The following is a 26,672-nucleotide window of genomic DNA, read 5'->3' as shown; positions in this document are numbered from 1 at the left end:
TTAGTCCTTGTTGATGATTTCGTCGAGGTAGTGGTTTAACTTGGCGGCTTTTCTCGCTTTCCTATAATCGATGTTGCCAGCAACCAATGATTCCAATAGGAATTTATAGCGTTCAACGTGGCCAACGATACGATTCTCTTCCAACGCGGTTCGTGAGCCAAATAGAGCGTATGGTGCTAAGTAATCCATGCCACATAAAGACGCAGTTTGCTCAAGAGGATGAAGTAGCTCGCGTATCGTAAAGTGGTTGTAGCCGTCGGTTTGATAGGCATCTTCTTTGCCGCCTGCAGTAATGCTACAGAGAAACTTCTTACCTTCTAGTTCATGGCCATCTGCACCGTAAGCAAAACCGTACTCTAGAACTAAGTCTTGCCACTCTTTCAGAATAGCTGGGGTCGAATACCAGTAGAGAGGGAATTGAAAGATAATAATGTCATGCTCAAGAAGGCGTTTCTGTTCACGATCAATATTGATATTAAAGGTTGGGTATTCAGCGTAAAGATCGACACATGTGACGTTTTCAATTTTCTTTGCTTGGTTAAACAGTGGTTTGTTCGCTTCTGAGCGGTGTTGAGATGGGTGCGCAAACAACACCAGAACTCGATTCTTCGGCATATGGCCCTCTTTATATATTTCGAACAATATCTACTCGTTACAATAATAGAAGAGGAATTGAAGAACAATGAAATAGCTGGGATTTGATTCAAGATAACGTTAGGAAAATTAGCAGGGATGTTTTTTAGTTTTGTCGTTTGTTGAGTGATAAGAGTTGTTCAATAGGAATTTAAAACAAAAAAGCAGCGGCTATCGACCACTGCTTTTCCACTGTTGCCGTTTGTCTACATGTATTGGTTGATATAAACGTCAACTAAAAACATGAATACTGGAATGGTGCTGAGTACGGCGAAAAAAACGATAGGTACCCAGTTTTTCATTTTCTTTTTTGGTTGCTCGTTGTTGCTCATAAAGCTTGACCTTTGCGCTTGCTTTTAAACCTGAACAGTCTATTCGTTAACTAACTTGCCGCTATAGTAACAAAGAAGCTAACACTTGCTAGGATTTGTGTAAGAGAATCGTGGTGAGTATCAAATGATCTTTAATATCAAAGGTTCATTGGCGGTTCATCTTTGTTTTGAAATAATAACCCTAACCACGGCTTACACAGTGTAATGCCGTACCTAATATTTCTGGAGTGCACTTAATGAAAACAATCGGCAATATCATTTGGTTTTTGTTCGGCGGCGTATTTATGGGATTGGCGTGGTGGTTCTTCGGACTGCTGGCATTCATCACTATTGTCGGTATCCCTTGGGGCAGGGCGTGCTTCGTAATGGGCAATTTCTCGTTTTTTCCATTCGGTCAAGAAGCTATCTCACGTGATGAACTGACTAACGAGGGGGATATCGGTACCAGTCCACTGGGTATGTTGGGCAACATTATCTGGTTCGTATTCGCAGGTGTGTGGCTAGCGATTGGACATGTGCTCTCTGCTGTGGCGTGCTTTGTTACTATTATCGGTATTCCATTCGCCATTCAGCATCTCAAATTAGCCGTGATCTCCCTAGCGCCTATAGGTAAAACAGTCGTTGATAAGCGAGAGGCAGAAGCCGCTCGTGTAAGGAACTACAAAGGCTAAAGTTTCATTCGGTTTTGATTGGAAAAGAGCGTGCGATTAAGCATGCTCTTTTGGTTTTTAAATCTCTTCACTTGTTCTAAGTTAATCCTCATTACTCCTTGAATTCTCAATATGCGCGCAGTTTGTGTGTCTTATGTTTATCAGTGTTTTGTTGTTTAGTTACCGTATTATTACTCGTCTAGCATTAGTAGGTCTGCACCCTTGAATTTCGATAGCACGAAGGGAAGGAGGGCGATATGCCTACAAAATCGAACGTACTCATGTTGTTTTTATGTAGTGCGTCGGTTGGCTGTAGTAATGGTTTATCTTCTGTTAGCACTCCCCATCAAGAGGGATTTATTGAACAAAATCAGAAGATTATTTATGGTGTCCCGTTTATTCAAACCACTGAAGCAAGTACGGTTAGATTAGATGAGGAATGGGAGTTAACGGCTAAACACAATAAACACCTATTAGATAAGTTGGGTCTTGACGTGATTTATCATCCTGAATGTGATGTCGCGTTAATCAAACGCCCCAGGCACCAAAACATCAAAACTCGGTGTTGTGTTTATAGGTGAACCTGTTACTCACGTTGGCTACCCGATGACGCGTGGGCCGACCTTCAACGCGGGCCACTACATAGGTGAAATTAATATTGCTACTTGGCAGGGATGCACAATGTCGGCAACGACTGGACGAGTTCGTGTTGGAATGTCTGGCGGTGGAGTGTATAACCAATCTGGTGAACTCGTTGGTGTTAATCATGGCTACATTCCAGAGACAGTAAGGTGGCACGATTTTGAATATCATCAGCCTTCGGTGTTTGTACCTCTGCTCGCTGTCAGTGATTGGTTAACCGAAGTAACAGGAAAATCATTTTTTGATTAAGAACGCTTCTACAAAGTGGCTACTATGAAGGTTGAAACTATAATGCCCCCTCACTGACTCTATAAAGCTAAGGGGGCATTGATTTACTCGGTGAGTTTCGCTAATCAGTCATCGGGTTGACCCGCGGTGAAAACTCGGGACCAAATATCACCTCCGTCGTCATCTTCCACGCCATCCCAATCGCTTGCCCTAGAGAAACCTTTGATGGAAAACTCGACACTATTGCTGTCAACAATCGCCAGAGTATCTCTTGCGGTTATTTCTCCTGCATCGATAACCACATCCACCAAGTTTGTGTCATCACTAACAGTCCAAGTCATGGTGAAGTTTTCTTTGTCACCCTCAGTGACATGCGAAACGATATAAGAGCCCGTGCCATCCACTTCAAATACGAAAGTTTCGAACTCTCCATCGTCATCTGAACTGCTTGAGAAGCTGATTGTTCTGTCGAAGTATTCTGTACTAAACGCTGCGTTAGAGTCGCTTAGGCCGGTACAAGACCCCACACTGTCTTTGTAGTCTTGGAAAGAACCATAATTTGGTACGTTATCTTCGATATTCAAATCAGTATTGCCTACATCGCAATGGAAAATGCCGTTGCTAGTCGATATGTCTTCGTAGGTTGAAGCCCAAGACTCAGATGCGTCTGGCTCATAGAAAGCGAGACTGACCGAACCCTCGCTGTTGTACAAAACAGTAATGTACTCAGCTAACTCTGTTTTTTCCTCGTCATAGTAGACCACATACATGTTGTTATCGGTATCAAATTCCCATACCCGATGTCTAGGTATTCCGTTTCGGTAATTTATGGCCGTACCATCGTCTCTAAATTGATATCCGCGAGTTTCACCATTACTTTTCACTCGACCAAGTTGCAGACCAGATAGCTCAGAGGTTGATGGCTCGCCAGAACAAGCTAAATAATCTGACAGGTCATTTTTGAAACTATCCAATGATGCGTTGGCGTTTTCGGGGAAGCTGCAGCTAACATTACCTTGTATAAGCTCGACCGTATCAGACCAAATGAGTTGCTTCGACTGCTCACCTTGAACCTCGGATTCATAGAATTTCAACGACCACACAGATTGTGATTGCTCAACTAATGCCCAAGTCCATGATGAGCTATAGTCTTCCTCAGTATAAGTGACAACGACTTGACCATTGTCGATCGCCCAATTGTCTGTATATCCGTATTCACCATTTTTAGAGACATCTACTGTCCCATCAGCGTTAAAGAAGTAGTCACGGGTATCACCGTTGCCCTTAACACGATGGAAGTTTTGGTCGACAATCATCTGCTCCGTGATGGTGATTTTGCCACCACAAGCTGAAACTGCGGCTTCAAACTCTTGTGTTGTCGCTGTATCGTCTTCGTCATCGCCAGTACTACATGTGGAAACAGGTACATCAACAATACTCAAGACGGCATCTCTCGTGGTGGTATTAATGAAGATGCTTTCATCAACTTCTGGCTCTCCTGCCTTTTCAAGTGATCCCTGATGGAGTTGTCCGTCAACAACACTAAATAAGACATGCGGAGAGTCTTGATCAAAGCTTTCGCCCCACTCAGTAATTGCCTCCTCGGGAACCGTAAACACAATAATGTCTTCATTGTTCATCGTTGAACGAGACCAAGTGGCTGACGATACCCTTACCGCTTCTCCATCATTCCAATTTAAAGAATAGAAGTTGACGGTATTATCAGAGACGAGTTCGGCACTCACATCCCATCCAATTGATACACCGTAGTACATTGATGTCTGACCGACTTCACCAACGCTCGTGTCTACGATTAGCTCGTCTAATGTCGCATTGTCTTTGCCATCGTGGCCGTCAAAAATCCACGGTGTCCAGTCTGTCCACAGATAGTACGCGTCGTTGACCGGAGTGAAGTTAAGAACTATGGCGGTTGAACCGTCAGGGTAGCTATCTTGACTGTCTTCCAGTAACTCTAAACCAAGGTTGTAAGAGGAAACAGAGACGCCGGATAGATCTTTATAGACAGCTGTTGCACGGTAAGTCAACGTCGGTTGATCTACCGGGTAAGCCATGATTTTGCTATCGCCGATATCCAACACGTACTCTTCAGGGATAGATGTCCAACCCTGTTCAGTGAGTTGTGTGTCGGACTCAGAATCACTAGGCACTGCTATTAGCGTTCCGTCAGATTTAACACGTTGGATTTGGGTTAATGGAGCAACATCACCATTTGGAGTAAAGGTGTCGATAAACAGTTGGGTGATTTTGCTGTAATCATCCTCCCAAAGAGAATAAATAGCACTTTCAGATTTTATAAACTCGATGGCTTTTGCTGTATCGGACAACCCCACCGTTGGATCAGTTGGATCTAGGTCGTTTTCATCGTCGACCCCATCATTATCGTCATCAGGGTCTGCATTATTACCAATGCCATCTTTGTCAGTGTCGAGAGTCTCGTATTCATCTAGTGGGAAGTCATCTTCTTCGTCGGAAACGCCATCATTATCATCATCGGTATCAGCGTTGTTACCAATTCCATCCGTGTCGGTGTCAACACTCTCAGATGGGTCAAGTGGAAATGCGTCTTCTTCGTCATTGACATCATCACCATCGTCGTCCTCATCAGCATTGTTGCCGATACCGTCATTATCAGTGTCGAGTGCCTCTGTTGGGTCGAAGTCGAATGCGTCTTCTGTGTCTGGAACTCCGTCGTTATCGTCATCTAAATCGGCATTGTCACCTTTGCCGTCAGAATCTGAATCTTTGGTCTCGCTCGGGTCTAATGGCATTTCATCTTCCGTATCGGGAACACCATCTCCGTCGTCATCGGTATCAGCATTATCACCAATGTTATCGTTATCACTGTCTAGCCATTCTGTACCATCATTTGGAAAGGCGTCATCCGCATCAGCCACGCCGTCTTTGTCGGTATCTTTGTCTGCTACCCCCGATTTGTTAAAGACAATGGAGTCTAAATCTGCTTCATTGTCTTCTACAATTTCCTTGATTTTGGAGTTTACAATGCTGATGGCCGCTAAAAGATCGTTACTGCCATCATCATCTTTGGCAGCAGTTTCGAGTTCTTCTGGGCTTTCAGGTAATTTACCTGATGCAACTAGACTTCTTGCACCAAAGGCGGCTTTCTCGTTATTTTTTTCTTTGTAGTCACCAAGAACTTCTCCAGCGTCTAACCCCATTTCTTGTGCGACATTTGTAATTGCTTCTTCTTTGCTGGAGGCTTGCCCTGATTCAAGTTGGACATGGACTAAAGTGGAGAGTGGAGTAACTTCTTGCTCTCCGGCAGGAGCTGACATCACATAGTCAGATGCGACGGTATTGCCAGTATCTTCATCAATGGTTTGCCCTTTTATCGACCTAACGACAAGAGGGTAAGTTTCTGGATTAGCAATACCAGTAATATCTAGGCTAGCTTTGCCTCCTTCTCCCGTAGTGGCAGAAGGTTCATTAGAATCTAACTGGAAGTTTGCATTTAGGTCTAGCCAAACTTGGGCACCATTTAAATATCCATCAATGGCCGTGACGCTATAAGATGTACTGGAAGTGGAACCGCTAGAGGAGTCTGAATCGGAATCGTCAAAACAACCGACCAGACCCATACTAGCAGTCAGCCCGAGCACAATAGTGAGTGGGTTCTTTTTCATTAGTTTATCCTAAACTGACGTTGTATAGAGTTGTTGCATATGAAAACTAGGAAATGAAATTCAGTTGTGCAAGGCAGGTAAAATGCTCAGTTTTCTCATATGAATAACAAGGTTTGGTATGTATTTATCGTGTTTATTGATCCTGTTGTTAATAACACTAAGACAAATAACGGGTAATTTATAGAATGACGGGCTCTATGAGCGGGTGTGAGGATGGGCAATGTCTTCTTGGGTGTCTGAAAACAATTTGAGCTATTGTTTCAATATGTGATCTGTTTCACTCTGTGAGGCTGGTTTTTGCTGAGGATTTTGGCGACTTTACTGAAAATTATTGTGACTTTGCTCGATAAAAAAGTGGACCCACCAACGGCAAGTCCACTTTCAAACTAACATTTAAGGTTTAAGGCTCTAAAAACGGAAGGGTTACATTGCCGCTTCAAAAATGGCCGAAATTTCTTCGTGCGTTGCTTGTTTCGGGTTAGTGAAACCACACGCATCTTTTAACGCATTGTCTGACAGGGTAGGGATGTCTTCCAGTTTTGCACCCAGTTGAGCAATACCTGCAGGAATACCAACATCAGCCGCTAAAGTCACGATAGAAGCGATAGCCGCTTCAGCGCCTTGCTCTGCCGTCATTCCTTCAACATTAACGCCCATCGCTTTAGCCACGTCACGTAGACGCTCAGGACATACTTGTGCGTTGTAGCGTTGAACGTGTGGAAGAAGAATCGCGTTACATACACCGTGTGGAAGGTCGTAGAAACCACCCAGTTGGTGCGCCATTGCGTGTACATAGCCTAGAGATGCGTTGTTAAACGCCATGCCCGCCATGAACTGAGCGTAAGCCATTTGCTCGCGAGCCTCGATATCATCGCCGTTGCTAACTGCAGTACGTAGATGCGCTTGGATAAGCTCAATCGCTTTGATTGCTACTGCATCTGTAATTGGCGTTGCCGCGATAGATACGTACGCTTCAATTGCGTGAGTCAGTGCATCCATACCTGTTGCAGCCGTTAGCGATGCTGGTTTAGCAAGCATTAGCTCAGGATCGTTTACAGAGATAAGTGGCGTAGTGTGTTTGTCTACGATTGCCATTTTAATGTGGCGAGCTTCATCTGTGATGATGCAGAAGCGAGTCATTTCTGAAGCCGTGCCAGCCGTTGTGTTGATAGCGATCAGTGGCATCATAGGTTTTTCTGATTGGTCTACACCTTCGTAGTCTGCAATTTTGCCACCGTTAGCTGCAACTAGCGCAATACCTTTCGCACAATCGTGTGGAGAACCACCACCTAAAGATACGACGAAGTCACATTCGTTGTTTGTTAGTAGTTCTAGGCCGTCTGTTACGTTAGCCGTTGTTGGGTTCGGTTGAGTACCATCGAACACAACAGTGTTGACGCCACGTTCTTCAAGTAGGTTTTGTACCTGTTTAACAACACCGATCTGGTTCAAAATCTTGTCTGTAACGATCAGACCTTTTTTAAAACCTTGTGATTGAATGCTGTCTGCTGCGTCTTTTAAACAGCCTGTGCCCATGAAGTTGATTGTAGGGATAAAAAATGCGCTAGCCATGAGTTGCTCCAGTTTAATTATGATTATTGCTGAGTTCTATGTTGGCGATAAAGACCAACGAAATAATTGATCTGGGTCAATTTTCGTACTTGACTACCACTTTGTGGTTAGGGATTGTGACGTGCTTCAACAAGCAAACGGTTAATTAGTTTCTAATGATAATTTCAATAGTTATAGATGACGTCGAAAGAGCGCCATCTAAATGAGAATGAATATTATTGATGTGAAATCTACACATAAGGTTCTAATATAATTAGCTTTTTGTTTTCTCTTTATCGATGGTTTCATCAATAGCTTTTTCGTTGTCTATGATTTCTTGCTCGGTTTCTGGTGTGGATTTTTCACCAATGAAAGCATCATAGTTTTTCACAACAAATGGTGTGAGCATGACAGACGATGGTAAGAAGTGCTTCATAATACCTCCGGTATTGAGATGTGTTTCTTGTATGTTATTAGTTTAATATGTGGCAAAATTTGCGATACATCATAAGATGATGCGTGGCTTCTATAAAAAGTCAGAACTTTCTACAAGCTCACAGTTATGTTGAAAGTGTGTAAGATGAGGCGTTGCCTCTTAAGAACAATTAGACCCAACTAGGATAGGTAATGAAGTACGACTGGATATTTTTTGATGCGGATGAAACGCTCTTTCACTTTGACTCTTTTAAAGGAATGAAGCTGATGTTCTCTCGATTTGGCGTCGAGTTTGATGATCAAGATTACGCAGCGTACCAAGAGGTGAATTTACCGCTATGGGTCGATTATCAAGATGGAAAAATCACGGCAGATCAGCTCAAGCACACGCGTTTTGAGTCGTGGGCGAAGCGACTCGATACGACGACGGCAGCACTCAATACTGCGTTCCTAAATGCAATGGCCGATATCTGTACTTTGCTGCCAGGAGCGAAAGAGTTAATGGAAGCACTGCAAGGCAAAGTTAAAATGGGCATCATCACCAACGGCTTTACTGAGCTGCAATCTATTCGCTTAGAGCGAACGGGGATGACGGACTATTTTGACCATGTGGTGATTTCAGAAGAGGTTGGCGTCGCTAAGCCAGATTTCGCTATTTTTGACCATGCACATCGCATTAGTGGCGCTCCTGCCAAAGATCGTATGTTGATGGTGGGTGATAACCCTCACTCAGACATTCTTGGCGGCATCGATTTTGGTATTGACACTTGCTGGCTCAACGTTGACAGTAAACCACGACCAAGTGGTATTGAACCACACTATCAAGTCGCATCATTAGGTGAATTAAAGGCTCTATTACTCTCCAAATAGGTCATTGTTTAAGCTGGTTTTTAAAAAGGCAATCAAGTGTTAAAGAGTCATCGTTACAGTTGTTATGGCGTCATGGCCATTCTATTGTGGAGTTGCTTAATCGCGCTTTCACGCAGTGTTTCTGAACAATTAGGACCGATTGGAGGCGCCGCCAGCCTCTATACGGTGAGCTCGATCCTGTTAGTGTTTACTATGGGTTTACCGAAAATCTCGCGTTTTTCAAAATCGTATTTGCTGATCGGCGGCTCACTTTTCGTCTGTTACGAGATATTTTTAGCGCTTGCACTTGGTATGGCAAATAGCCGTCATCAAGCTATCGAAATGGCGGTTATCAACTACTTATGGCCTGCACTAACAGTACTGCTTGCCGTTTTACTCAGCAAAAAGAAGACTAACTTATTGGTTTACCCGAGTATCCTCCTTGCTTTCTATGGTGTGGCATGGAGTATCAGTGGCGATCAAGGGCTTTCGGTACAGCAGATTGCTGCAAACGTTGCGACTAACCCACTGACTTATTCTATGGCTTTCTTTGGGGCGATTATTTGGGCAGTGTATTGCAACTACACGCAGCGTGTGGCTAAAGGTCAGAATGCTATCGTGCTGTTCTTCATTGCAACGGCTGTCACACTATGGATTAAATATGCACTGAGTGACGAACCCGCGATGGTGATGACAACAAGTGCGGCTATCGATCTTGTGTTGGCGGGTGCGGCAATGGGAGCGGGTTATGCGCTGTGGAACACCGCGATACTGGGTGGCAACATGGTGTTTCTTGCAACTATGTCTTATTTTACGCCAATCTTTTCAACTCTATTCTCTTCAATGCTACTTGGCCTTTCGCTTACGGTCACTTTCTTGCAAGGCGTGTGCATGGTGACCATCGGCTCCTTGGCGTGCTGGTGGGTCACAAGAGAAAAGCCGACACACAAAGCGTCGGCTGAATCAGAAAGTGGTGATATCGAGCAAGCGAAAATTTAGTTTTGAACTATTCCCAATCTAACTAGCAATACTCAAATTGAGTTTTAGCTCATAAGGCATCTTCGATAAGCGTCGCTTCAGTAAGCGGCGCGTCTTTTCAATATCATTGACCGCAATGATGCCTTGATTGTTAGGATGGATATCTACGTTGATACGCAGTTCTTGACCTACCTTGGTTACGCCTTTCAACTCAAGATCTTGTTGCGCTTCCTTATCGACTGCGATGACGTTCTCATCAACCTTTTCACAGATCTCTTTGTTCGCCGACATCATCAGCAGTTCGCGCATTGCTTGCTTAAGCATATCGAACGGTACTTTGATGAAGTAGAACGACATCAGAACCATCATCATCGGGTCCGCGTACACTGCAAGTTCAGTGTAAGGCGACAAGGTGATTAACCAAGCTGCAATGAAACCTGCGGTAACAGCCACACTCAACAAGGTATCCATTTGCCACTGCTTCGATTCTGCTTCAATGAGACCAGAAGAGAATGATTTACTTTTATTGGCGATGTACCACCATGCATAACCACAACCCAGTACATTCAACGCACCAAAAACAGTTGCAATTGAAGCGTCGACTTCACGACCACCAGTCATGAGTGCGCCAACGGCAGAGTAAAGCGAATAACCGACGACGAGTAGAATAACCGTGGCTTTAAACGCGATAACGATGGGTTCAATAATCGCTCGACCAAATGGGAAGTTAGAGTCCGACGGACGATTAATGTACTTCGATGCTGCTAGTGACAATAAAGTTAACAGTAAACTTACTAACGAATAAACACCGTCGAACACGATGACGAGGGAACCAACAATTAAGCCTAGTGCTAAGCCTCCCAATGCAAAGCCAGATGCAAGAAGGGCTGAGAACATTAATACTCGATTTTCGTTTTGGTTTGTCCTGTCACACATAATAATTTCCAAGTGTTTTCGATACCTCCATTGTTCTAATACTGAACGAGTTTTACAAACTCAATCTATCATTGCCTGAGGCGAAAAATGCGGGTTTAATTAATTATTCAATTAAATCAATGTATTATGAGTGGTTTTGTCTGTCATTTTTTTTGACACTGACTGACATTGATAAAGAGAGTTTGAGAAATCGTGAAGGTAGATGCGCTTTAAATATCAGGTGTAGTAAATAGCTAAAACGCTCATATTGATGGTGGTGATGAGCACTCACTGTGAAAGATGCTCACCGACATCAAATAGACAATAGGTAAAGGGCTGGAGGTATCATCCAGTATCTAAAAATCGAACAGATAGTCACTGATCTTATCCGCTAACCAATTCATGCCCGGGTGCTCGGCCATACCTGCAGCTGTAAACATGCAGTAGTCCTCTTGAGTTAAACCGTAAGTATGCTTAATCACGGCAAGCTTTTGCTCGCGAAGTAGGTGACGAATCAAAGGCTCCGGCATTACGCCCCACGCGTCTTCACGCATGATGGTGTCGAGCATATAATCGAAGCTTGAAAAGCCAATGTAACGGCGTGAGAACGGATCAAGTACTGGGTTGTCTTTTTCGTTGAGGTAAACCATGGTCGCCTGCATCGAGTTACGTAGCACTTCGTCAGAGACTCGACGCATCTGGCTCAGTGCATGTCCTTTCTGGCAAACCGACATCATCCGAATCTTCCCGAGAGGGTTGTAGAGGATCCTAGGATCATCAAAACTCTCGTAATCGACACCAAAGGCGAAGTCAACCTGCTGGGTTTCAACAAGGTTGGCCAAATCGCCACTAGACGCTAAAACAATATTGAATGAGGTGGAAGGGTAGCGATTGTTCAGTTTATGCGATAGGTCTTGCCACATCTCATCGGGCAATGAATCATCACGGGCTATCCAAATCTCGGCGTTAAACTCACCCGAAACATGCAAACAAGTCTGCTTTATACGCGCAGCTGTGACCAACATGCCTTCACAATCCTTGTAGATCGCTTTTCCCGCTTCTGACAGCTCAACATGGTTGCCACTGCGAACGAATAGCTCGATATCCAGTTCTTTCTCAAGAGCTTTGATCGACATGCTGAGCTTGGTTCGGTTGCATTCGAGCTGGCGCGCAGCTTCTGATACTGAGCCTAGGTCTGCAACGGAACAAAACGCTTGGATTTGAGACAAGTTCATAGATTTTCCAGAATGAGCGAGGATCGTAAGGTTTATATGTGAATATTGTGCTGATTCTCTTAGAAATAGTCCATCATTGCATGATAACTCTATGACGAACGGGTCAATTTAGTTTAATCTGAGAGGGTTCCGAACGTACAAGAAGTAAAGATGGAGGCCATGATGGCGAAACAATGGGACGAGTACGCAAAAGACTGGGATAAAGAACCTGCAACGGCTGAATTCGCAAAAGCCGTATTTGACCAGTTAAGCCAGCTCGTTGATCTAGACGGAACCCGTGTCCTTGATTTTGGTTGTGGCACAGGTCTGCTTAGCCAAAAAGTGTCCCCTTTTGCAAAAGAGATTATTGCTTTAGATTTCTCTGAAGCCATGATTGAAGAACTCGACAAAAAAGAGCTACCTAACGTAGAGCCCGTTGTTGATATTCTTTCTCGTGGTTTAGCAGCTCAACACCCTGCATTTCGAAAGCAATTTGATGTCGTAGTCGCTTCGTCTGTGTGTGGCTTTATCCCGAATCTGCAAGATACGGTGAGTTTGATTTACACACTGTTAGAAGAAGATGGACTGTTTGTTCATTGGGATTGGTGTGTAGAGAGCGATGACGAAGCGTCTGGTTTAACACTGAGTCGCTCAGAGAATGTGTTAATGGCGGCAGGTTTCTCAAACGTAGAAGTTTCAGTACCATTCTCGATTGATACCCCTCAGGGTGAGTTGAAAGTGCTAATGGGTGTAGGTCGTAAGCAGTCTTACCATCCGTACTAAATCCCGCTAACGTATTGATACTAAATAGATAGAATAAACCCATGCTGTTTTGCAGTGTGGGTTTTCTTTTGGGTGTTACATTGATACCAATCGTAGTAAATAATTGCTCACCCTAGCTGGTTAAAATGCTCGATAACGGCGTTAGAATTTTTGATTGTAGAATAACTACTTATCGAAACTCTCTGTTGCAGAAAAGCGGCCTTGTTCTCAAGCCTTTTTCCTGCGCTATTTTTGACCACTTATTTACTGTGATTGGTATGATGATAGGTATTTCCATAATGGAAATGTTTAATTGATTAAATTTCAATAGTGGAAAAATGATTACTCTTTTAAAATAAGACCATATAAATATAAAGGGTTTTATCATGAGCCACCAAACAACGTCATCACCAATGCCTGAACTTCAGCAACGTTTCCACAATATTATTTCGGATGCCAACTTATCACCTAAGCAGAAGTCGAGCTATTTAGCGCTAGAAGCGGAAGCAAGCCTACCGTATTTGCCAATCAGCCAAGAAGCTGAACAAGCACTTAAAGACGGGGTGTTGTGTGACATGTTTGAAGGCCATGCGCCGTTTAAGCCGCGCTACGTCTTACCAGACTATTCTAAATACTTACATCAAGGCTCAGAGTATTTAGAACTTAGCGCGGCGACCAATTTAGATGAAGCGCTCAACATGTTGACGATCATCTATCACCATGTGCCATCCGTGACCTCTATCCCTGTATACCTTGGTCAACTGGACGATGTGTTAATGCCATTTGTTGGCGATCTGACAGACGAACAAATCTATCAAAAGCTAAAACTGTTCTGGATTATGCTGGACCGCACGCTTCCAGATGCGTTCATGCATGTGAATATCGGCCCTGCAGATAACATCATCTGTCGTACTATTTTGCGAGTAGACGCTGAGCTTAAGCAGATCGCGCCTAACTTAACCTTTATGTACGATCCTGCAGTGACACCTGACGATCTTTTGCGTCAAGCGGCGAGCAACATCTGTGAATGCAGTAAACCTCATATCGCGAACTATCCAGCACATGCGAGTGCTTATGGTGATAAGCGCTTTGGCATTGTGAGTTGCTATAACTCTCTGCCTCTTGCTGGTGGTTCAAATACCTTGGTTCGCATGAACTTAAAAGAGGTCGCGCTAAAGTCTAAAGGCAGCGCCGATTTTCTACAGAGAGTACTGCCAACATACGCCAACGTTATGGTTGATCTGATGGATGCGCGCAGTCGTTTCCTTCATGAAGAGTCGAATTTCTTTGAAGGCTTCTTAACAAAAGAGGGCTTGATTGAAGAAGCGCGATTCGCACCTATGTTTGGCATCTACGGCATGGCAGAAGCCGTCAACACCCTGATGGAGAAAGAGGGTGTTGAAGCTAAGTACGGGCACGACGAAGCGGCTAACACGCTTGGTCACACCATATCTAAAAAGCTTGCAGAGATTGTTGAATCCTCACCGGTTCAATATGGATTAAACGGTAAAGCACTGCTGCACGCACAAGGCGGTATTAGTCTTGATAAAGATGTCACCCCAGGTGTGCGTATTCCTTACGGAACTGAGCCAGACCCAGTCTCCTACGTTCGAGCGACGGCAGGTCATCATAAGTTCTACACATCAGGCATCAGTGACATCTTAACGATTGATGAGACCGTGAAATCCAACCCTGAGGCGATGTTCAACCTATGTAAAGGTGCGATTCAAGCGGGTTATCGTGAGTTTACCGCAAACGTAGCGTCTAACGATTTGGTGCGCGTGACGGGGTACATGATTAAGCTCTCTGATATCGCAAAATATGACGATGAGGGTTCTCGTACTAATACCACGTTCTTGGGCGCAGAGGCGGCAAAGAACACCGGCATTTTGGAGCGCAAACCACGTGTGGCGAGCTTAGAAATGTCACCTACCTACGAACAATAAATTTTCTGATCTAACGACTCACATGGCTAGGGTTACTAACAATATAAAGGCAGAAAAACAAGCGAAGGTCAGCCGTGTGCTGACCTTTTCTTGTGTTGACGGGCCGGGAAATCGCTTGGTGTTGTTTCTGCAAGGGTGCAACTTTGATTGCATCACCTGTCACAACCCTCACACCATCAATCACTGCAACCATTGTGGCGATTGTGTTCCTGAATGCCCAAGTGAAGCGCTAACTCTAAATAGCAATTCTGGAAGGGTTACTTGGCACCCTGAAAAATGTACACATTGTGATAAGTGCATTGATGTGTGCAGTCATAAGTCGAGCCCGAAAATATCACTAATGACAGTTTCTGATGTTCTTGAAATCGTCAGAGAAAATCAGTTCTTCTTGAGTGGAGTTACCATCTCAGGAGGTGAAGCGACAATGCAGCTGCCGTTCATTATCGAACTCTTTAAAGCAATTAAAACGGATCCTCAGCTTTCTCATTTAACCTGTTTTATTGATAGTAATGGTTCACTCTCACCGGAAGGTTGGAGTAAAGTTCTCCCGTACCTTGATGGCGCAATGATAGACCTGAAATCATGGCAAAATGAAACCCACCAATGGTTAGTGGGGCGCGAGAATCACCGTGTACTCTCTTCAATCAACTTCTTAGCGCAACATCAAAAGCTGCATGAAGTTCGTTTACTGCATATTCCCGGTAAGAGCGATCTCGACACAGAGGTTGAGCAAGTAGGTCGTTATCTTCAATCGTTACCACAAAGCGTTGCGATTCGTCTCAATGCGTTTCAGCATCACGGTGTGATAGGGGAAGCCTTAAACTGGTCAAAATGCACTAAGCAACAAATGAATGAATTTCATGACCAGTTATTTGCTTATGTTCAGCGACCAATGCTGAAACCGCAAGTCTATACCTAAACCCACTTGGTTCAGCACTCTAACAACGCGTTTCTCTTTAATGTGAGTGGCAACAAAGATTTAAACTTATTTTCCCCAAAACTCTTTGAGAGCACATGAAGCTATCATGGGAACTATTTTGGCAACAGCTTGTTGGCAAATTGCCCAACACTTATTTGTGCAGCAGGCTGGCATATATATGGCGCATCAATTTCATGTTTTACAGAAAAATCTGTATTTTGGGATGTCGGTAGAGAGCTGTAGATCTTAAATCATTGTTAGTTATAGTAAAAAAGATGTATCGTTTACTTCATTGAGATACTAGATAGAGTATTTCTATATTTAAGTGCAGAATTATTCTGTCTAATATGGTGGTTATGACTTTCAAGGGAATTTATGAAAAGCGCATTACTTGAAGAACTTGTAGGTGCAGTTGAACACACAGCATCACTATCTAAAGATTGGTTTATTCAAAATTCAATCGGTATTGACAGAACGGTATTCTTTGAACGAAATGGCTTGGGTGATAATGGGACTGGTGCTGTTTATGCGTATTTTGACACAGAGGGCACTTGTTTGTATGTGGGTCAAACTGGTCGAAGAGTGAAAGCGAGGCTACACGACAAAACTTCCCCTCATAAAGATAAAGGTTGGTGGGAACAGTGGTCGAAAATGCGTTTTGTTCAAGAGTCAGAGGAAAGTAGTAGGTTATTGTTCGAAATGCTTTTAATTCAAGCCTATAAACCTAGCCACAATTCAAAGCCTAAACCAATTGATCTCCCTCTTTGGCTACAGTCATAACAAGCAATTTAAGAGGGATTCACAACGCTTGGCATTTTTGCTTCTACTTCAAATTTAGTGTTTATGGCACAATGCTTTAGGTGTGGGTGGTCGCGTTGCTCACCCCTTAATTGGGCGTTGAGGCTGTAGAATTTCTCTTTTTTCAGCCAATACCACCTGACTTTTTGAGCACTTTCCCCGTCTACATTGGCTTAAATACTGTGCAGTGATATTGGCGCTTACGGTGGCTGTCAAAGATATACAGTGAGAAAGGTGCTGTGGTCGCTAATTTGGTGAGATTTAGAGGTGGTTCCCCCTCTAATGGATGTAATTTCGTAACTTTTCTATGTTGTGGAGCATGCTAAACATCGCCCATTGGGCGTTTACTTTTTCTCTTCCTCTTAGCGTGAACCGATTCATCTGTTTATTTACGGTAATGTTGCCGAAAACGGGTTCAACGCATCCCAGTCGCTTACTATATTGCCGCCTGCCTTCGGGACTATCAATCTTGTCTTTCATGGCTTGCATGTGGTCAAAGTCTTTGGTGTTTTTGTAGATAAAGAAGACTTGTCGGCCTTGCTGTTTACCTGGTGGCTTTCTCATGCACTGAGGTTGATGCACACAGTTTCGACAGTCATTGAGATAACCGCAAAATTGGGCACCACGCTCTCCGCTTATTACGGCATTTTTGCTGCTGAGGCGCATCATATTCCCAGCAGGACAACGGCAAGTCATAGCGTCTTGGTCAAACTCAAACATAGAAATGGGATAACAGGTTTTACCAGTTTTAGAACGTTTTTTACGTTTCTTTGCCTGCTCAGTTTGATAGGTCTCACTGCTTTGAAAGAGCGGGTTGCGACTACGGAAAGCGGTATCAGCGATGTAGCAATCGTAGGGTGTGTCAGCTAAAAACTTGAGATTGGCTTTACTGTGAAAACCGCTGTCAGCAGTGAACTTGGTTGTATGCTCGACCGAGTTTGGAAGCTTGTCCAGTTGTGCCTTTAAAGCGAGTACTGCAGGTTTGAGTGTTTGCTGCTCTCCGACGCTGCCCCACACTTGGCTGTGCAAAATGATTTGGTTTTTGTCATCAGTGATGGCGATACCGTTATAGCCTTGAATCGTGCCTTTTGAGGTGGTCATTTTTGCACTGTCGTTATCGGTAATGTTACTTTTTATCGGCTTGTTGTTGGAGCCTAACTTATCTTGAGTGCTTGCTAAAAACTTACCGATTTTATTCGCGCTGTTATCGAGTTTTTGCTTTTGCCTTAGAGCTTGCTCAACAACCTCGTTTGGGAGGGTATCTTGGCTTTGATGGCGTTCGATAATACGTTTACTAGCTCGTTCCAGTTTCTCTTTTTTGCGGCGTAACTCCTCGTGAGTGCCACTCCACTCTTTGCTGGCATTGGATGAAATTTTACATCCATCAATGGCAAACATGTTACGACCGATGAGGCCTTGTTCATCGCATATCATTAGGACTTGAGTGAAGAGTGGTTCAATGGTGTCTTTCATTTTTGCGATGAAGGCAGCAATGGTGGTGAAGTGCGGTCTTACATCGCCAGACAGACACATGAAGGTAACATTGTTGATGCAGGCTCTTTCAATACGTCGACTTGATAGCATGCCAAGAGAATAGGCGTAAAAGATAATCTTGAGCATGATGGAAGGTGGGTATGCAGCTGCCCCGTTTTTGTCGTTGCAATAGTGTTCATCAAAGAGTGATAGATCTAGGTGGTTATCGACGATATGAGATATCGCATACTCGATGGTGCCAGGGATGAGCTGCTCGTCAATGATGACAGGGACAAACATGTTTTGATTGGAGTAATCGGTTTTGAAGTTAGGCATAACTGTGTTTCGTGACGAATAATTAAGATTAGATCACAAGGAGTTAGTGCGTTCAAGTTCATATCATGATGAAATGTCGGTAGGATCAGAATTGAGGACGGGTAAGAGAGAAATCCTACAAGCTCGTTAAGTTTTTAAGTGTGATGGAATATGAACGATTTTTTTAAGACAAAAGTTGGGTTTGTTATAGGTTTACTTGCTGCCGTTTTTGCGTTTAAGCCATTGATTGACAGTAACGCCGATCTAGGATTTTTAATATTTAACTTCAATTTAACGATTGAGCATGCTTACATTTTTCTTACTGCTTTCCTGGGGTTGGCTGTTTACTTTATTTCATTACAATTTGCATCTTCGAAGCATTTTAAGCTGATAGATTCTTTAAGTGATGCTTGTTACACAATTGCACTAGCAACGCCTCCTGTTTATATCTTTCTAGGGGTTTTAGTTAAGGTTACGATTGTTCTAGAGAAGCATGTAGATCAAATGCCGCCTATAGTCTCCAGTATATTTGTATCAATATTGACAGGTATTTTTGCTAATTTCTTATTCGATGCCCTAAAAAGATCGATTAAATTTAAATTTTCTGAAGCTGAAAGGGAACAAGAAAGAACAATTAACATCGATCTTTTATCTCGTGCACAAGAACTCCTTAACTTAGGGATCTACGATATGTCCGTTCTGGAATCTACTAAAATAGTGGAATCTGTCTTAAGAAGGTTACTAGAAACGAGAGGTGTGGAAATTAATTCTGTCAATATGATGGAATTAATCAATCTTTCAAAAAAACATAAGCTCTTAAGTGAAGGTGATATCAAAGTATTCCATGAAATCAGGAGAACGCGAAATGAGTCTGTGCATACCTTCGATGCTGTTGATAAAAATTCGGCTGAAAGAGTCCTTAACTTGTCTAGAGAGCTATTAGCTAAACTCGACTGTGTGGGTGCATCTAGCAGTTACGAATGGTTAGAGTTGCATCGTGATGAAGTTATTCGGATATTTAAAAATAACGAAGTAAAAAAAGCGCCTTTAGCATTGAAAATGCTAAAGGATGCATGGATAAACCGTGATGGTGCTGTTTGGTTAGAGTTGAGTGAGTTTTTTGAAGTCTTATTAGTACACAATCCTGATATGCTAGTTACAATATTTGGCTCTGATGACGAGCTGTTAGATAGTTGGTTGGAGGCAATTGAAGGTCAGATATTTACTGATTTTCTAGGTGGTAACATTGAACGACTGGAATCATTGCGTATTCAGGCTATTAGTAGATTGAGTAGCTATGTAAAGCAGTGTGAGTCTCAACACAAAGCTACGCTTGTAAGTAAAATCCTCGTAGCAGTAGAACAGTCGAAAGTTCGTGCCATCGATTAAAACTTAACAAACTGTTCAAGAGGGATTCGCAACGCGTGACATTTTTGCTATGCGTTGGTTTTAGTGTTTAAGGTGGTATGCGGAAACTTTGGTATTGCGTTGCTCACCACTTAAGCAGGCGTTGATATGACCCCCACTGTCAATAAGAGCGTAGAAGTTTCTGCTCCCGCATTTATAGAGCCTTTCTTGTTATTTAGGGGATAGTGTTATCACATAGATGAAGCAAGTAATGTCGCCGGTTCTCATGCTGATATACGTGGATTGCTCATCGTTTGATGAGTAGAGCCTACCTTACTTGTTCCGTCGTAGCACCTGTCTTCAGTCTATGCTCGTGGTTCAATATAGCCGAAGCTATATTGCCGTCCTAACGCCGTCGGTGTTTGTGCCACTCCCGATGCTTTATCCAATGCGATAACACTAATTCTTTCTTCATGCCGGTAAACGAGCGATTCGTGTTTTAGGATCTACGTCGCTGATGACAACTTCACGAGCAATCGCCCAGATGTAGGCGATCATCTCTCTTGCAATGGCGACAACAACGACATTTCGGTGTTTACCTTTTTTGCAGTGGCCGTTGGTAACGACGACATAACCTTTGCTGGGCTTGCCAAGCAATATCGACGATCTCTTTAGGTAGTCCTTCTTGCCTTAGTTGAAGCTCTACGGAGATGTTCGCTTTGTGTTTATAGGTATGTGCGCCTTCAACGAGCAACCGTCTAGCCCGACTGTTACCACACTTTGTCAGACTGCCGCGGCGAGTTTTACCTCCACTAGAGTTTTCTGTTGGTACAAGTCCAAGGTAAGCCATAAGCTTTCTTGGATGGTCGAACCGTCGTAGGTCACCCAGTTCAGCTATTGTGCCGAGAGCTACGAGTAACCTCACTCCACGCATAGCTTGTATGGCTTTCACTACAGGATAATATCGCCAGTTTAACCTGATGGAGCAGTTCGTTGTCGAGTCGTTGAAGGCGTTGTATGCGTTCATTGATAGTGATGATCATCTCTTGTAAGACGATTTGTTGACTATGGTGAGGAAGAATGAGGTCGGTCAGCCACCGTAGATGCTTTTTAGACCAGTTATCATTCACCGTAGCTTGGATATTATTGCGAAGAAGAAAGCCTTTGAGTTGGAACTTTGCGTCTTTGAGATCTTTCATGGCCGTTTCTCTGGCACGTGAGAGGTCTCGAATGGCTTCATCCTCGGCTTCCGGTACATAGATGGGTGTAAGCTCTTCGGCTTTTAACAACTTCGCGAGCTTCACTGCATCTCGCTTGTCAGTTTTAACTCGATCACCAGGCTTCTTAGGTATCAACGATGGAGCGACGACATAACAGCAGTGTCCAAGGCTCGTAATCAAGCGATAAGTCCAGTAACCACATGGCCCCGCTTCATAGACAAAGTGCAGAGTCGCTTTGGGATACGTGGATTGCAGTTGTTTGGCCAATTTAATTAGTGCAGACTTATCGGATTTAATGCGGCCTAACTGTTGTGGGTTTGCCCCTCGATGTTCTTGTAAAACAGCGACTTGAATAAATGACTTATGCGTATCTAAGCCAATGAAAATTATGCTATCGTTACTCATGCTAGCCTCCAAATTTAGTTGTTTGACGCACTAATTATGGCTCTGGCTTTTAGCTAACCCACGATATTGGAGGCTAGCACCTCGTGGGGGTCATTATGTCTAAATGCCTTTAGGTTTTGGCTCTTAGAAAAGCGAAAAGCACCCCGCGGGGTGCTCTCTAGAATGCTCAAGTTAGAGATATTGGCGAGAATTTTATTACCAACACTGTAGCCTAACGAGCTAGTGACTGAATTATGGTACAAAGCTGCTGTAGTGTCAACTATACAACTCCAGGGAGTATAGTAACTATGCCTCGCTTACCGATAACCTCATATACGTTTGAACTGTTTACTATAGTATTAAAACGTCTTTTCGCTTGCGTGGGGGTTAGTATATTACTGTATGAAAGAGACTTGTATACATCTAGAGCTTCAATGCTTGTAAGCCAATCAAAATGTGATTTGTAATGAGAGTCCAGATAGTCGTTTTTTCTATCTTCGGATACCCAGCCTAATATCCGGCACAATCGTTCATTTAAAGTTTTCATTCGTTGAATACTTTCTTCTGGCGTTGATGCTGCCGGATAAATCTCTTGGTTGGTGCTGTGGTGTCTAATCTGAGTGAACTTCCAGATAGGTTCGTGGTGAGCAATCCGGTTTCTTAGTTCATTTACCTGACTCAACCGCATTAAAAAGTCTTCTAATGCGTTTTGAGACCAGTAAGTAGAGTGGAGGGCAAAGTGCCCTTTAAGTCCATTGAACAATGCGCTTTGCCAGTCTATTGAGTTGTTCGACGAAGTATCATTAATTAAAAATCCCCAGAAACCAAAACTTTGTGCAGCGATTACTTTTCCCGGTGTTGGTACCGGGTTTTTTGCTATTAATTGATTTCGGCGTCTTCTTCCACGACCTCGTGATTGCAAATGGGTCACTTTGCGAATCATATTCACTGTCTTAGGCTTTAATTGATCTTGGGCAATCAAGTGCTCATACCAATCATTATCGAATGCATGCCCTTGCTGTCGGTGTGCATTGAATTGGTGAGATAGCTCCCTATGAATAGTATTGCGAAGAGCTACTTCAAAGATACTAATTAATTTGAAAAAGGAGGCAGAGAGAGCGTCATTCCACAAGTACAGCCCTAAGCACTCTTCATCTGAGTTCAGATTAAAGTAGCTACGGTAACTATTGAGACGATCGGAAGAGATCGTGTTAATGGTTTCAGTAATATTGTTAGGTTTCATATGCTTGTGGGTAGAAAAAGAAAGGTGCATTATAAGGTAGATTTACGTGTGCGTCTAAATGCATTTAACAAACAATTTAAGAGTGATTCAGCACGCTTGGCATTTTTGGTTTGGGTTGAGTTCAGTGATTACGGTGGTCAAATTGGGTGTAGTGGTCGCGTGCTTCACCTTAATGCGGCTAGGTTTCTAGCATAGGAATAAGGAAAATATGGAATTATCCGAAGCGGTCGAGTTAATTGATAGCACTCAAAGTATGTTCGAAGGAATGAGTAAACTCTACGCGTCTTTAATATTAATTGTTTTAGTCATTACCATGGTATCTGTGGTAGCAATATATATATCTGGTCAGGTAACTACATCGGGGTTATGGTGCTTAGGTGCATGGCTTTTTGTTGCTGGTCCACTTACGTTTGCGTTAGCAAATGAGGCACTGACAGGTGTAACGTCTTACGAACAGGCATATTTTATAGCTCGGTTTGTCGAGAAGTATGGTGAGAATGCATTTAGTTTTAACTCATTCAATGATGTTTTTTCTAGGTCGTATAGCATTGTCTCGTCAATCGACACGGATTTAGTGACGAAGTTCCAACTGTACAAATGGTTATTCGGTTTCTTTAAGTTCTTTATACCAGCAATATACACCGCGATTGGCGCTTGGTCTTTTGTTAAAGTACTAGATTCTAAAATTAAGGTAATTTAAAACCTAACAAGATGATTGGACTCCCCATCCCCAATCCGCCTATCTTTAAATAGGAAGCAACACGGGAGTCTGATTATGAAAAATCTCATTATTGGCGTTGATCTAGCCGCTAAGGTTATCCAAGTTTGTGTTTACGCAGACAAAAAGGTGCTATCCAATCGAGAAATGACACCGAAACAGTTCAGCGCTTATCTCAGTAATCTTTCACCCTCTTTGGTGGTGTTTGAAGCTTGTGCAAGCTCTAATTATTGGAACCAAATTGCCACATCTTTAGGCCATACCTCGAAGTTAATTTCCTCTCGTTTGGTCAAAGCGGTTCGTCAGAATCAAAAAACAGTAAGAATGACGCTTTAGCGATCATTCAAGCCTCACAGTTACCTGAAGTAACTTTTGTTTCTGGTAAGACCAATAGCCAACAGCAAGCTCAATCAATGCTGAAATTACGAGAACAAGCCGTTAAACAACGGACAGCATTAAAAAATCAATTAGTAGGATTGATGAGGGAGTTTAATCTTCCAGTTTCGAGAAACCATCAAGGCTTTACTCAGTCGATAGAGCTGATTTTGGAAGACGCGGACAATAATTTAACCGCTGATTTTAGGCACATGCTGAAAGTGTCACTCGACTTATATTTGGTTTTGTGCGAAGCAATTGAAACTTATGATCATTCCCTTGAACAATGGATAAGGTCAATCCAAGAATGCCGAAAGTTAATGAAGATTGAAGGTGTAGGGAAATTAAACGCAATTCATTTGTACATTGCTTTGGCATCAGGAGAACTTGGTCAGTTTAACAAGGGAAAAGATGTTTCCGCTTGTATTGGCTTAACACCACTCCAACATTCTTCTGGTGGTAAAGCGAAGTTGGGACATATTGATAAACGGAAAAACTCAACGTTGCGCAGTCTATTAATTACGGCGCAATGTCTGTGGTTCAGCAAGTCGTAAAACGCGACGCTAAAACAAAGAAAGAACAGTGGCTACAAGCATTAGTAGCACGTAGAGGTAAAAATGTGCTGCGGTAGCATTGGCAAATAAAACAGTCCGTACCGCTTTTGCTATGCTTAAATCTGATACGGAATATAGAGCATCTATGCTCTGACAGTTTGACAAAATGAAGCGTAAGATAAAAGTTAGGTGATACAGAATAGTCGAAAGAGGAACAGCTCACTAACAAGCATTGTACCCTGACAGCCGGAATTATCATTGAGCAGAGGTAGCTCCTCAACAGTAGCTCGTATATAAGCACGCGAATATCTATCGTTCTTTTTGTTGAAACGGGGAGTCCATATAAGCGACTATGAAGGGCATTTCTAATCGACCTGTAGCCTCGATAACGACGCGTTGAGGTTTGTGTTTCTTAATGATTTTAATGGCATCGCTGATACCTTTATCGGTGTTTGATACGGTGAAGTAAATGTCGAGTGGACGGATATAGATGTCTAATTGAGACTTACCAGTATCAACGCCAACATTAATGTTTTGAAGTGTGTTTGTATTCATAATAAGCTAACTCTTGCTTGCAAATGCGGGCCGAGACCCAGAAGACTATTCGAGTGTGGTGCTTGGAGTTCTATCTGACGTTCGTACTTGTTATCGGTCTCTCAATAGAGGAGCCATCGTTTAATCGAACTATCAGATAGAAGAACTTTAGTTGCAGCTAAAGTCTGGGTCTCACCTTACCCGATTGGAGTGCTTATTATCCATACAAAGCGTTTAAGAGCGATTCTGCAACGCGTGCCAGTTTCGCTTCGCTCAAGTATGGCACCCATTACGTCACGCCTTAACGCGGCTACCGTTTTTAGGCTCAGGAGGGTATTTGGATATTTTTAATAATCGAGAGTTAGCTACAGCTACTCTGGTCATTGTTGTCTTCATTTGGGCTTCCATCAAAAGTAACGAGGTTCTGCCGGCTATAGAGTTAGTCCTAAAATCCTTTTGTCAAAAAGCCATACTGATAACTACGGGGACTCTGCTTTTATATATTTCAATTGTCGTGTATTTACTTGATAGCATCGATGTTTGGAATATAGGACAACTTAAAAATACCATACTGTGGTTTGTGTTTATTGGCTTTGTTCAGCTTATGAATACGACTAAGATCACCGAACCCAAAGAGTACTTGAAAGCATCGTTAAATTCTCAGGTTAAGCTGATTGTACTAATCGAGTTCCTAGTCGCGTTTCATTCTTATGGCTTTATAACTGAATTATTTCTAGTAGCGACAGCTACACTATTTGCGTGTTGTAGTGCTTTTGCCAAAGGCAAACCAGAGTATAAGCAGGCACAAAAAGTATCTGACTATATTTTAGCCATAATGGGAACTTTGATTTTCATCGACTCAATCTTAAACATATATAATGAGCCAGGTAAATTTGTCAGTGTTGATACATTACGGGATTTCTTGGTTCCGATGTTGTTGTCGGTATCTCTACTACCATATGTGTATGTATTTTATTATCTTTTGGCTTACGAGAGAGCGTTTATTCAGACTCATATCTATACCGACTCTAAACAACTTCAACGGTATGCAAAAATACACTCATTTGTTGCCTTCAAAGGGAAGCCTAGCCTTATCCAAAAGTGGTTGCGCTACTCTTGTATTCCTGAGTTTGAGTCAAAAAAACGATTCAAAGTTCAATAGATAAATTTAAAGAGCAGCAGCGTGAATCAACGGTATAACAAACAGTTCAAGAGGGATTCAGCACGCTTGGCATTTTTGGTATGCGGTAGTTTCGGTATTGCGTGACTCACACCTCAATCGGGAGTTATACCGCAATCAGTCATCTAACCTTTTCATAGCGTTACGGTAAACACCGCTACGTTCGCGTTTTCCTACTGCCAGTACAGTTACAACAATGACATCATCTTCAACTTTGTAGACAAGGCGATAGCCCGATTGACGCAGCTTAATTTTATACATGTTGTCAGATCCAGATAGTTTTGAAGCCGGAACATGTGGGTTATCTAAGCGCTCGACTAGCTTTTTTTTAAATTGTTGTTGCAGAGTAGAAACAAGCTTTTTCCACTCTTTGAGGGCACTCTTTTTAAAGTCGAGTTTATAGGTCATCAATATTTACCGAAATGCTCTCTTCAGATTCACGCTCTTTAGCGATAGCGAGTAGTTCGAGATCTTCGAGTTTGTCCATCATCATTTCGTAGGCTTCGGCAGGTACGCAATAAAATGCTGGCTCATTTCGGTTTAGTACAGCAACAGGTTCACCGTAAGCACTAGATGCGACTTTCATTGGGTTGGCTTTCAACTCAGTAATACTTGCAGCAACATCGGCTAAAATTCTAGTGGTCATATAATCGGTCTCTTAAGTGGTCTTTATGTTGGTCATTTTAGCCTTGACTAAGCGGTATAACAAGCTGATTAAGAGTGATTCGCAATGCGCGGCACTCTCGGCTTGATTCCGCTTTAGTGTTGACGGCACAATCGTTTAGGTTTGGTGGTTGGCGTTGTTCACCACTAAA

Annotated in this window: 22 protein-coding genes and 3 pseudogenes; 13 read left to right on the top strand and 12 right to left on the bottom strand. The window is 42.9% G+C overall.

Annotation, left to right across the window (positions count from 1 at the left end):
• Positions 1-615: an NAD(P)H-dependent oxidoreductase gene (locus tag AC6I7V_RS15475; RefSeq protein ID WP_255232563.1), complete on the bottom strand. Its 615-nt coding sequence runs from the start codon at positions 613-615 to the stop codon at positions 1-3.
• A gap of 586 nt (positions 616-1,201) precedes the next feature.
• Here AC6I7V_RS15475 and AC6I7V_RS15470 point away from each other — a divergent pair.
• The 3 genes from AC6I7V_RS15470 (at position 1,202) to AC6I7V_RS15460 (ending at position 2,506) form a co-directional block, all read left to right on the top strand.
• Complete coding sequence (locus AC6I7V_RS15470; protein WP_255232564.1) at positions 1,202-1,636, top strand: YccF domain-containing protein; 435 nt, start codon at positions 1,202-1,204, stop codon at positions 1,634-1,636.
• Positions 1,637-1,872: 236 nt separating this feature from the next.
• On the top strand, positions 1,873-2,196 hold the full coding sequence (locus AC6I7V_RS15465) for a hypothetical protein (protein ID WP_498012188.1): 324 nt from the start codon (positions 1,873-1,875) through the stop codon (positions 2,194-2,196).
• A gap of 25 nt (positions 2,197-2,221) precedes the next feature.
• Positions 2,222-2,506: a hypothetical protein gene (locus tag AC6I7V_RS15460; protein ID WP_498012392.1), complete on the top strand. Its 285-nt coding sequence runs from the start codon at positions 2,222-2,224 to the stop codon at positions 2,504-2,506.
• A gap of 104 nt (positions 2,507-2,610) precedes the next feature.
• Here AC6I7V_RS15460 and AC6I7V_RS15455 read toward each other — a convergent pair whose 3' ends face one another.
• The 3 genes from AC6I7V_RS15455 to AC6I7V_RS15445 all read right to left on the bottom strand — a co-directional run bounded on the left by AC6I7V_RS15455 (position 2,611) and on the right by AC6I7V_RS15445 (position 8,134).
• Positions 2,611-6,147, bottom strand: a complete 3,537-nt coding sequence (locus tag AC6I7V_RS15455) for a thrombospondin type 3 repeat-containing protein (RefSeq protein WP_498012187.1) — start codon at positions 6,145-6,147, stop codon at positions 2,611-2,613.
• A gap of 423 nt (positions 6,148-6,570) precedes the next feature.
• Positions 6,571-7,719: an L-threonine dehydrogenase gene (gene yiaY / locus AC6I7V_RS15450; protein ID WP_255232567.1), complete on the bottom strand. Its 1,149-nt coding sequence runs from the start codon at positions 7,717-7,719 to the stop codon at positions 6,571-6,573.
• A 253-nt stretch (positions 7,720-7,972) separates the two neighbouring features.
• Positions 7,973-8,134 carry a hypothetical protein gene (locus tag AC6I7V_RS15445; RefSeq protein WP_255232568.1) on the bottom strand — a complete coding sequence of 54 codons (162 nt, stop codon included), beginning with the start codon at positions 8,132-8,134 and terminating at the stop codon, positions 7,973-7,975.
• 191 nt (positions 8,135-8,325) lie between these two features.
• On the opposite strand from AC6I7V_RS15445, the gene yjjG reads away from it, so the two are divergent.
• Positions 8,326-9,003 (top strand): pyrimidine 5'-nucleotidase, encoded by a 678-nt coding sequence (gene yjjG / locus AC6I7V_RS15440; RefSeq protein ID WP_255232569.1) that lies wholly within the window; start codon positions 8,326-8,328, stop codon positions 9,001-9,003.
• A 36-nt stretch (positions 9,004-9,039) separates the two neighbouring features.
• A complete protein-coding gene (gene yddG, locus AC6I7V_RS15435) occupies positions 9,040-9,981 on the top strand; it encodes an aromatic amino acid DMT transporter YddG (protein WP_261883870.1) in 942 nt (313 codons plus the stop codon).
• An 18-nt stretch (positions 9,982-9,999) separates the two neighbouring features.
• On the opposite strand, the gene AC6I7V_RS15430 is transcribed toward yddG, so the two are convergent.
• Together AC6I7V_RS15430 and AC6I7V_RS15425 are read right to left on the bottom strand one after the other, a co-directional pair.
• Positions 10,000-10,896: a cation diffusion facilitator family transporter gene (locus AC6I7V_RS15430; RefSeq protein WP_255232571.1), complete on the bottom strand. Its 897-nt coding sequence runs from the start codon at positions 10,894-10,896 to the stop codon at positions 10,000-10,002.
• Between the two features lie 335 nt (positions 10,897-11,231).
• The gene (locus AC6I7V_RS15425) at positions 11,232-12,110 is read right to left on the bottom strand and encodes a LysR family transcriptional regulator (protein ID WP_255232572.1); all 879 of its coding nucleotides are present in this window, start codon (positions 12,108-12,110) and stop codon (positions 11,232-11,234) included.
• A 162-nt stretch (positions 12,111-12,272) separates the two neighbouring features.
• Here AC6I7V_RS15425 and AC6I7V_RS15420 point away from each other — a divergent pair, with 162 nt between their 5' ends.
• The 4 genes from AC6I7V_RS15420 to AC6I7V_RS15405 all read left to right on the top strand — a co-directional run bounded on the left by AC6I7V_RS15420 (position 12,273) and on the right by AC6I7V_RS15405 (position 16,496).
• Positions 12,273-12,872: a class I SAM-dependent DNA methyltransferase gene (locus tag AC6I7V_RS15420; RefSeq protein ID WP_150868751.1), complete on the top strand. Its 600-nt coding sequence runs from the start codon at positions 12,273-12,275 to the stop codon at positions 12,870-12,872.
• A 365-nt stretch (positions 12,873-13,237) separates the two neighbouring features.
• Positions 13,238-14,797, top strand: a complete 1,560-nt coding sequence (locus tag AC6I7V_RS15415; RefSeq protein WP_498012186.1) for a YjjI family glycine radical enzyme — start codon at positions 13,238-13,240, stop codon at positions 14,795-14,797.
• Positions 14,798-14,819: 22 nt separating this feature from the next.
• The gene (locus AC6I7V_RS15410) at positions 14,820-15,716 is read left to right on the top strand and encodes a YjjW family glycine radical enzyme activase (protein ID WP_498012185.1); all 897 of its coding nucleotides are present in this window, start codon (positions 14,820-14,822) and stop codon (positions 15,714-15,716) included.
• 375 nt (positions 15,717-16,091) lie between these two features.
• The gene (locus AC6I7V_RS15405; RefSeq protein ID WP_498012184.1) at positions 16,092-16,496 is read left to right on the top strand and encodes a GIY-YIG nuclease family protein; all 405 of its coding nucleotides are present in this window, start codon (positions 16,092-16,094) and stop codon (positions 16,494-16,496) included.
• 297 nt (positions 16,497-16,793) lie between these two features.
• On the opposite strand, the gene AC6I7V_RS15400 is transcribed toward AC6I7V_RS15405, so the two are convergent.
• Positions 16,794-18,323, bottom strand: coding sequence for an IS1182 family transposase (locus tag AC6I7V_RS15400; protein WP_140150449.1), 1,530 nt, complete (start codon positions 18,321-18,323; stop codon positions 16,794-16,796).
• A 150-nt stretch (positions 18,324-18,473) separates the two neighbouring features.
• Between AC6I7V_RS15400 and AC6I7V_RS15395 the strand changes: the two genes are divergently transcribed.
• On the top strand, positions 18,474-19,691 hold the full coding sequence (locus AC6I7V_RS15395) for a HEPN domain-containing protein (protein WP_498012183.1): 1,218 nt from the start codon (positions 18,474-18,476) through the stop codon (positions 19,689-19,691).
• A 429-nt stretch (positions 19,692-20,120) separates the two neighbouring features.
• Here AC6I7V_RS15395 and AC6I7V_RS15390 read toward each other — a convergent pair.
• Both AC6I7V_RS15390 and AC6I7V_RS15385 read right to left on the bottom strand, forming a co-directional pair.
• Positions 20,121-21,274: pseudogene (locus tag AC6I7V_RS15390) on the bottom strand (IS110 family RNA-guided transposase).
• A gap of 259 nt (positions 21,275-21,533) precedes the next feature.
• A complete protein-coding gene (locus AC6I7V_RS15385) occupies positions 21,534-22,496 on the bottom strand; it encodes an Abi family protein (RefSeq protein ID WP_498012182.1) in 963 nt (320 codons plus the stop codon).
• 208 nt (positions 22,497-22,704) lie between these two features.
• Here AC6I7V_RS15385 and AC6I7V_RS15380 point away from each other — a divergent pair, with 208 nt between their 5' ends.
• Positions 22,705-23,196, top strand: coding sequence for a hypothetical protein (locus AC6I7V_RS15380; protein WP_498012181.1), 492 nt, complete (start codon positions 22,705-22,707; stop codon positions 23,194-23,196).
• Positions 23,197-23,271: 75 nt separating this feature from the next.
• Positions 23,272-24,297: pseudogene (locus AC6I7V_RS15375) on the top strand (IS110 family RNA-guided transposase).
• Positions 24,298-24,488: 191 nt separating this feature from the next.
• On the opposite strand, the pseudogene AC6I7V_RS15370 reads toward AC6I7V_RS15375, so the two are convergent.
• A pseudogene (locus tag AC6I7V_RS15370) lies at positions 24,489-24,698 on the bottom strand (IS110 family transposase); the annotation flags it as partial.
• 316 nt (positions 24,699-25,014) lie between these two features.
• On the opposite strand from AC6I7V_RS15370, the gene AC6I7V_RS15365 reads away from it, so the two are divergent.
• A complete protein-coding gene (locus AC6I7V_RS15365) occupies positions 25,015-25,839 on the top strand; it encodes a hypothetical protein (RefSeq protein WP_498012180.1) in 825 nt (274 codons plus the stop codon).
• 135 nt (positions 25,840-25,974) lie between these two features.
• Here AC6I7V_RS15365 and AC6I7V_RS15360 read toward each other — a convergent pair whose 3' ends face one another.
• Positions 25,975-26,265, bottom strand: coding sequence for a type II toxin-antitoxin system RelE family toxin (locus tag AC6I7V_RS15360; protein WP_498012179.1), 291 nt, complete (start codon positions 26,263-26,265; stop codon positions 25,975-25,977).
• Positions 26,255-26,503: a type II toxin-antitoxin system Phd/YefM family antitoxin gene (locus tag AC6I7V_RS15355; RefSeq protein ID WP_498012178.1), complete on the bottom strand. Its 249-nt coding sequence runs from the start codon at positions 26,501-26,503 to the stop codon at positions 26,255-26,257. The genes AC6I7V_RS15360 and AC6I7V_RS15355 overlap by 11 nt, the downstream gene beginning before the upstream one ends.
• Positions 26,504-26,672 lie beyond the last annotated feature (169 nt).

The sequence above is a fragment of the Vibrio sp. KUL70 genome (assembly GCF_059725515.1).
This window is presented reverse-complemented; position numbering and strand designations above follow the sequence as displayed.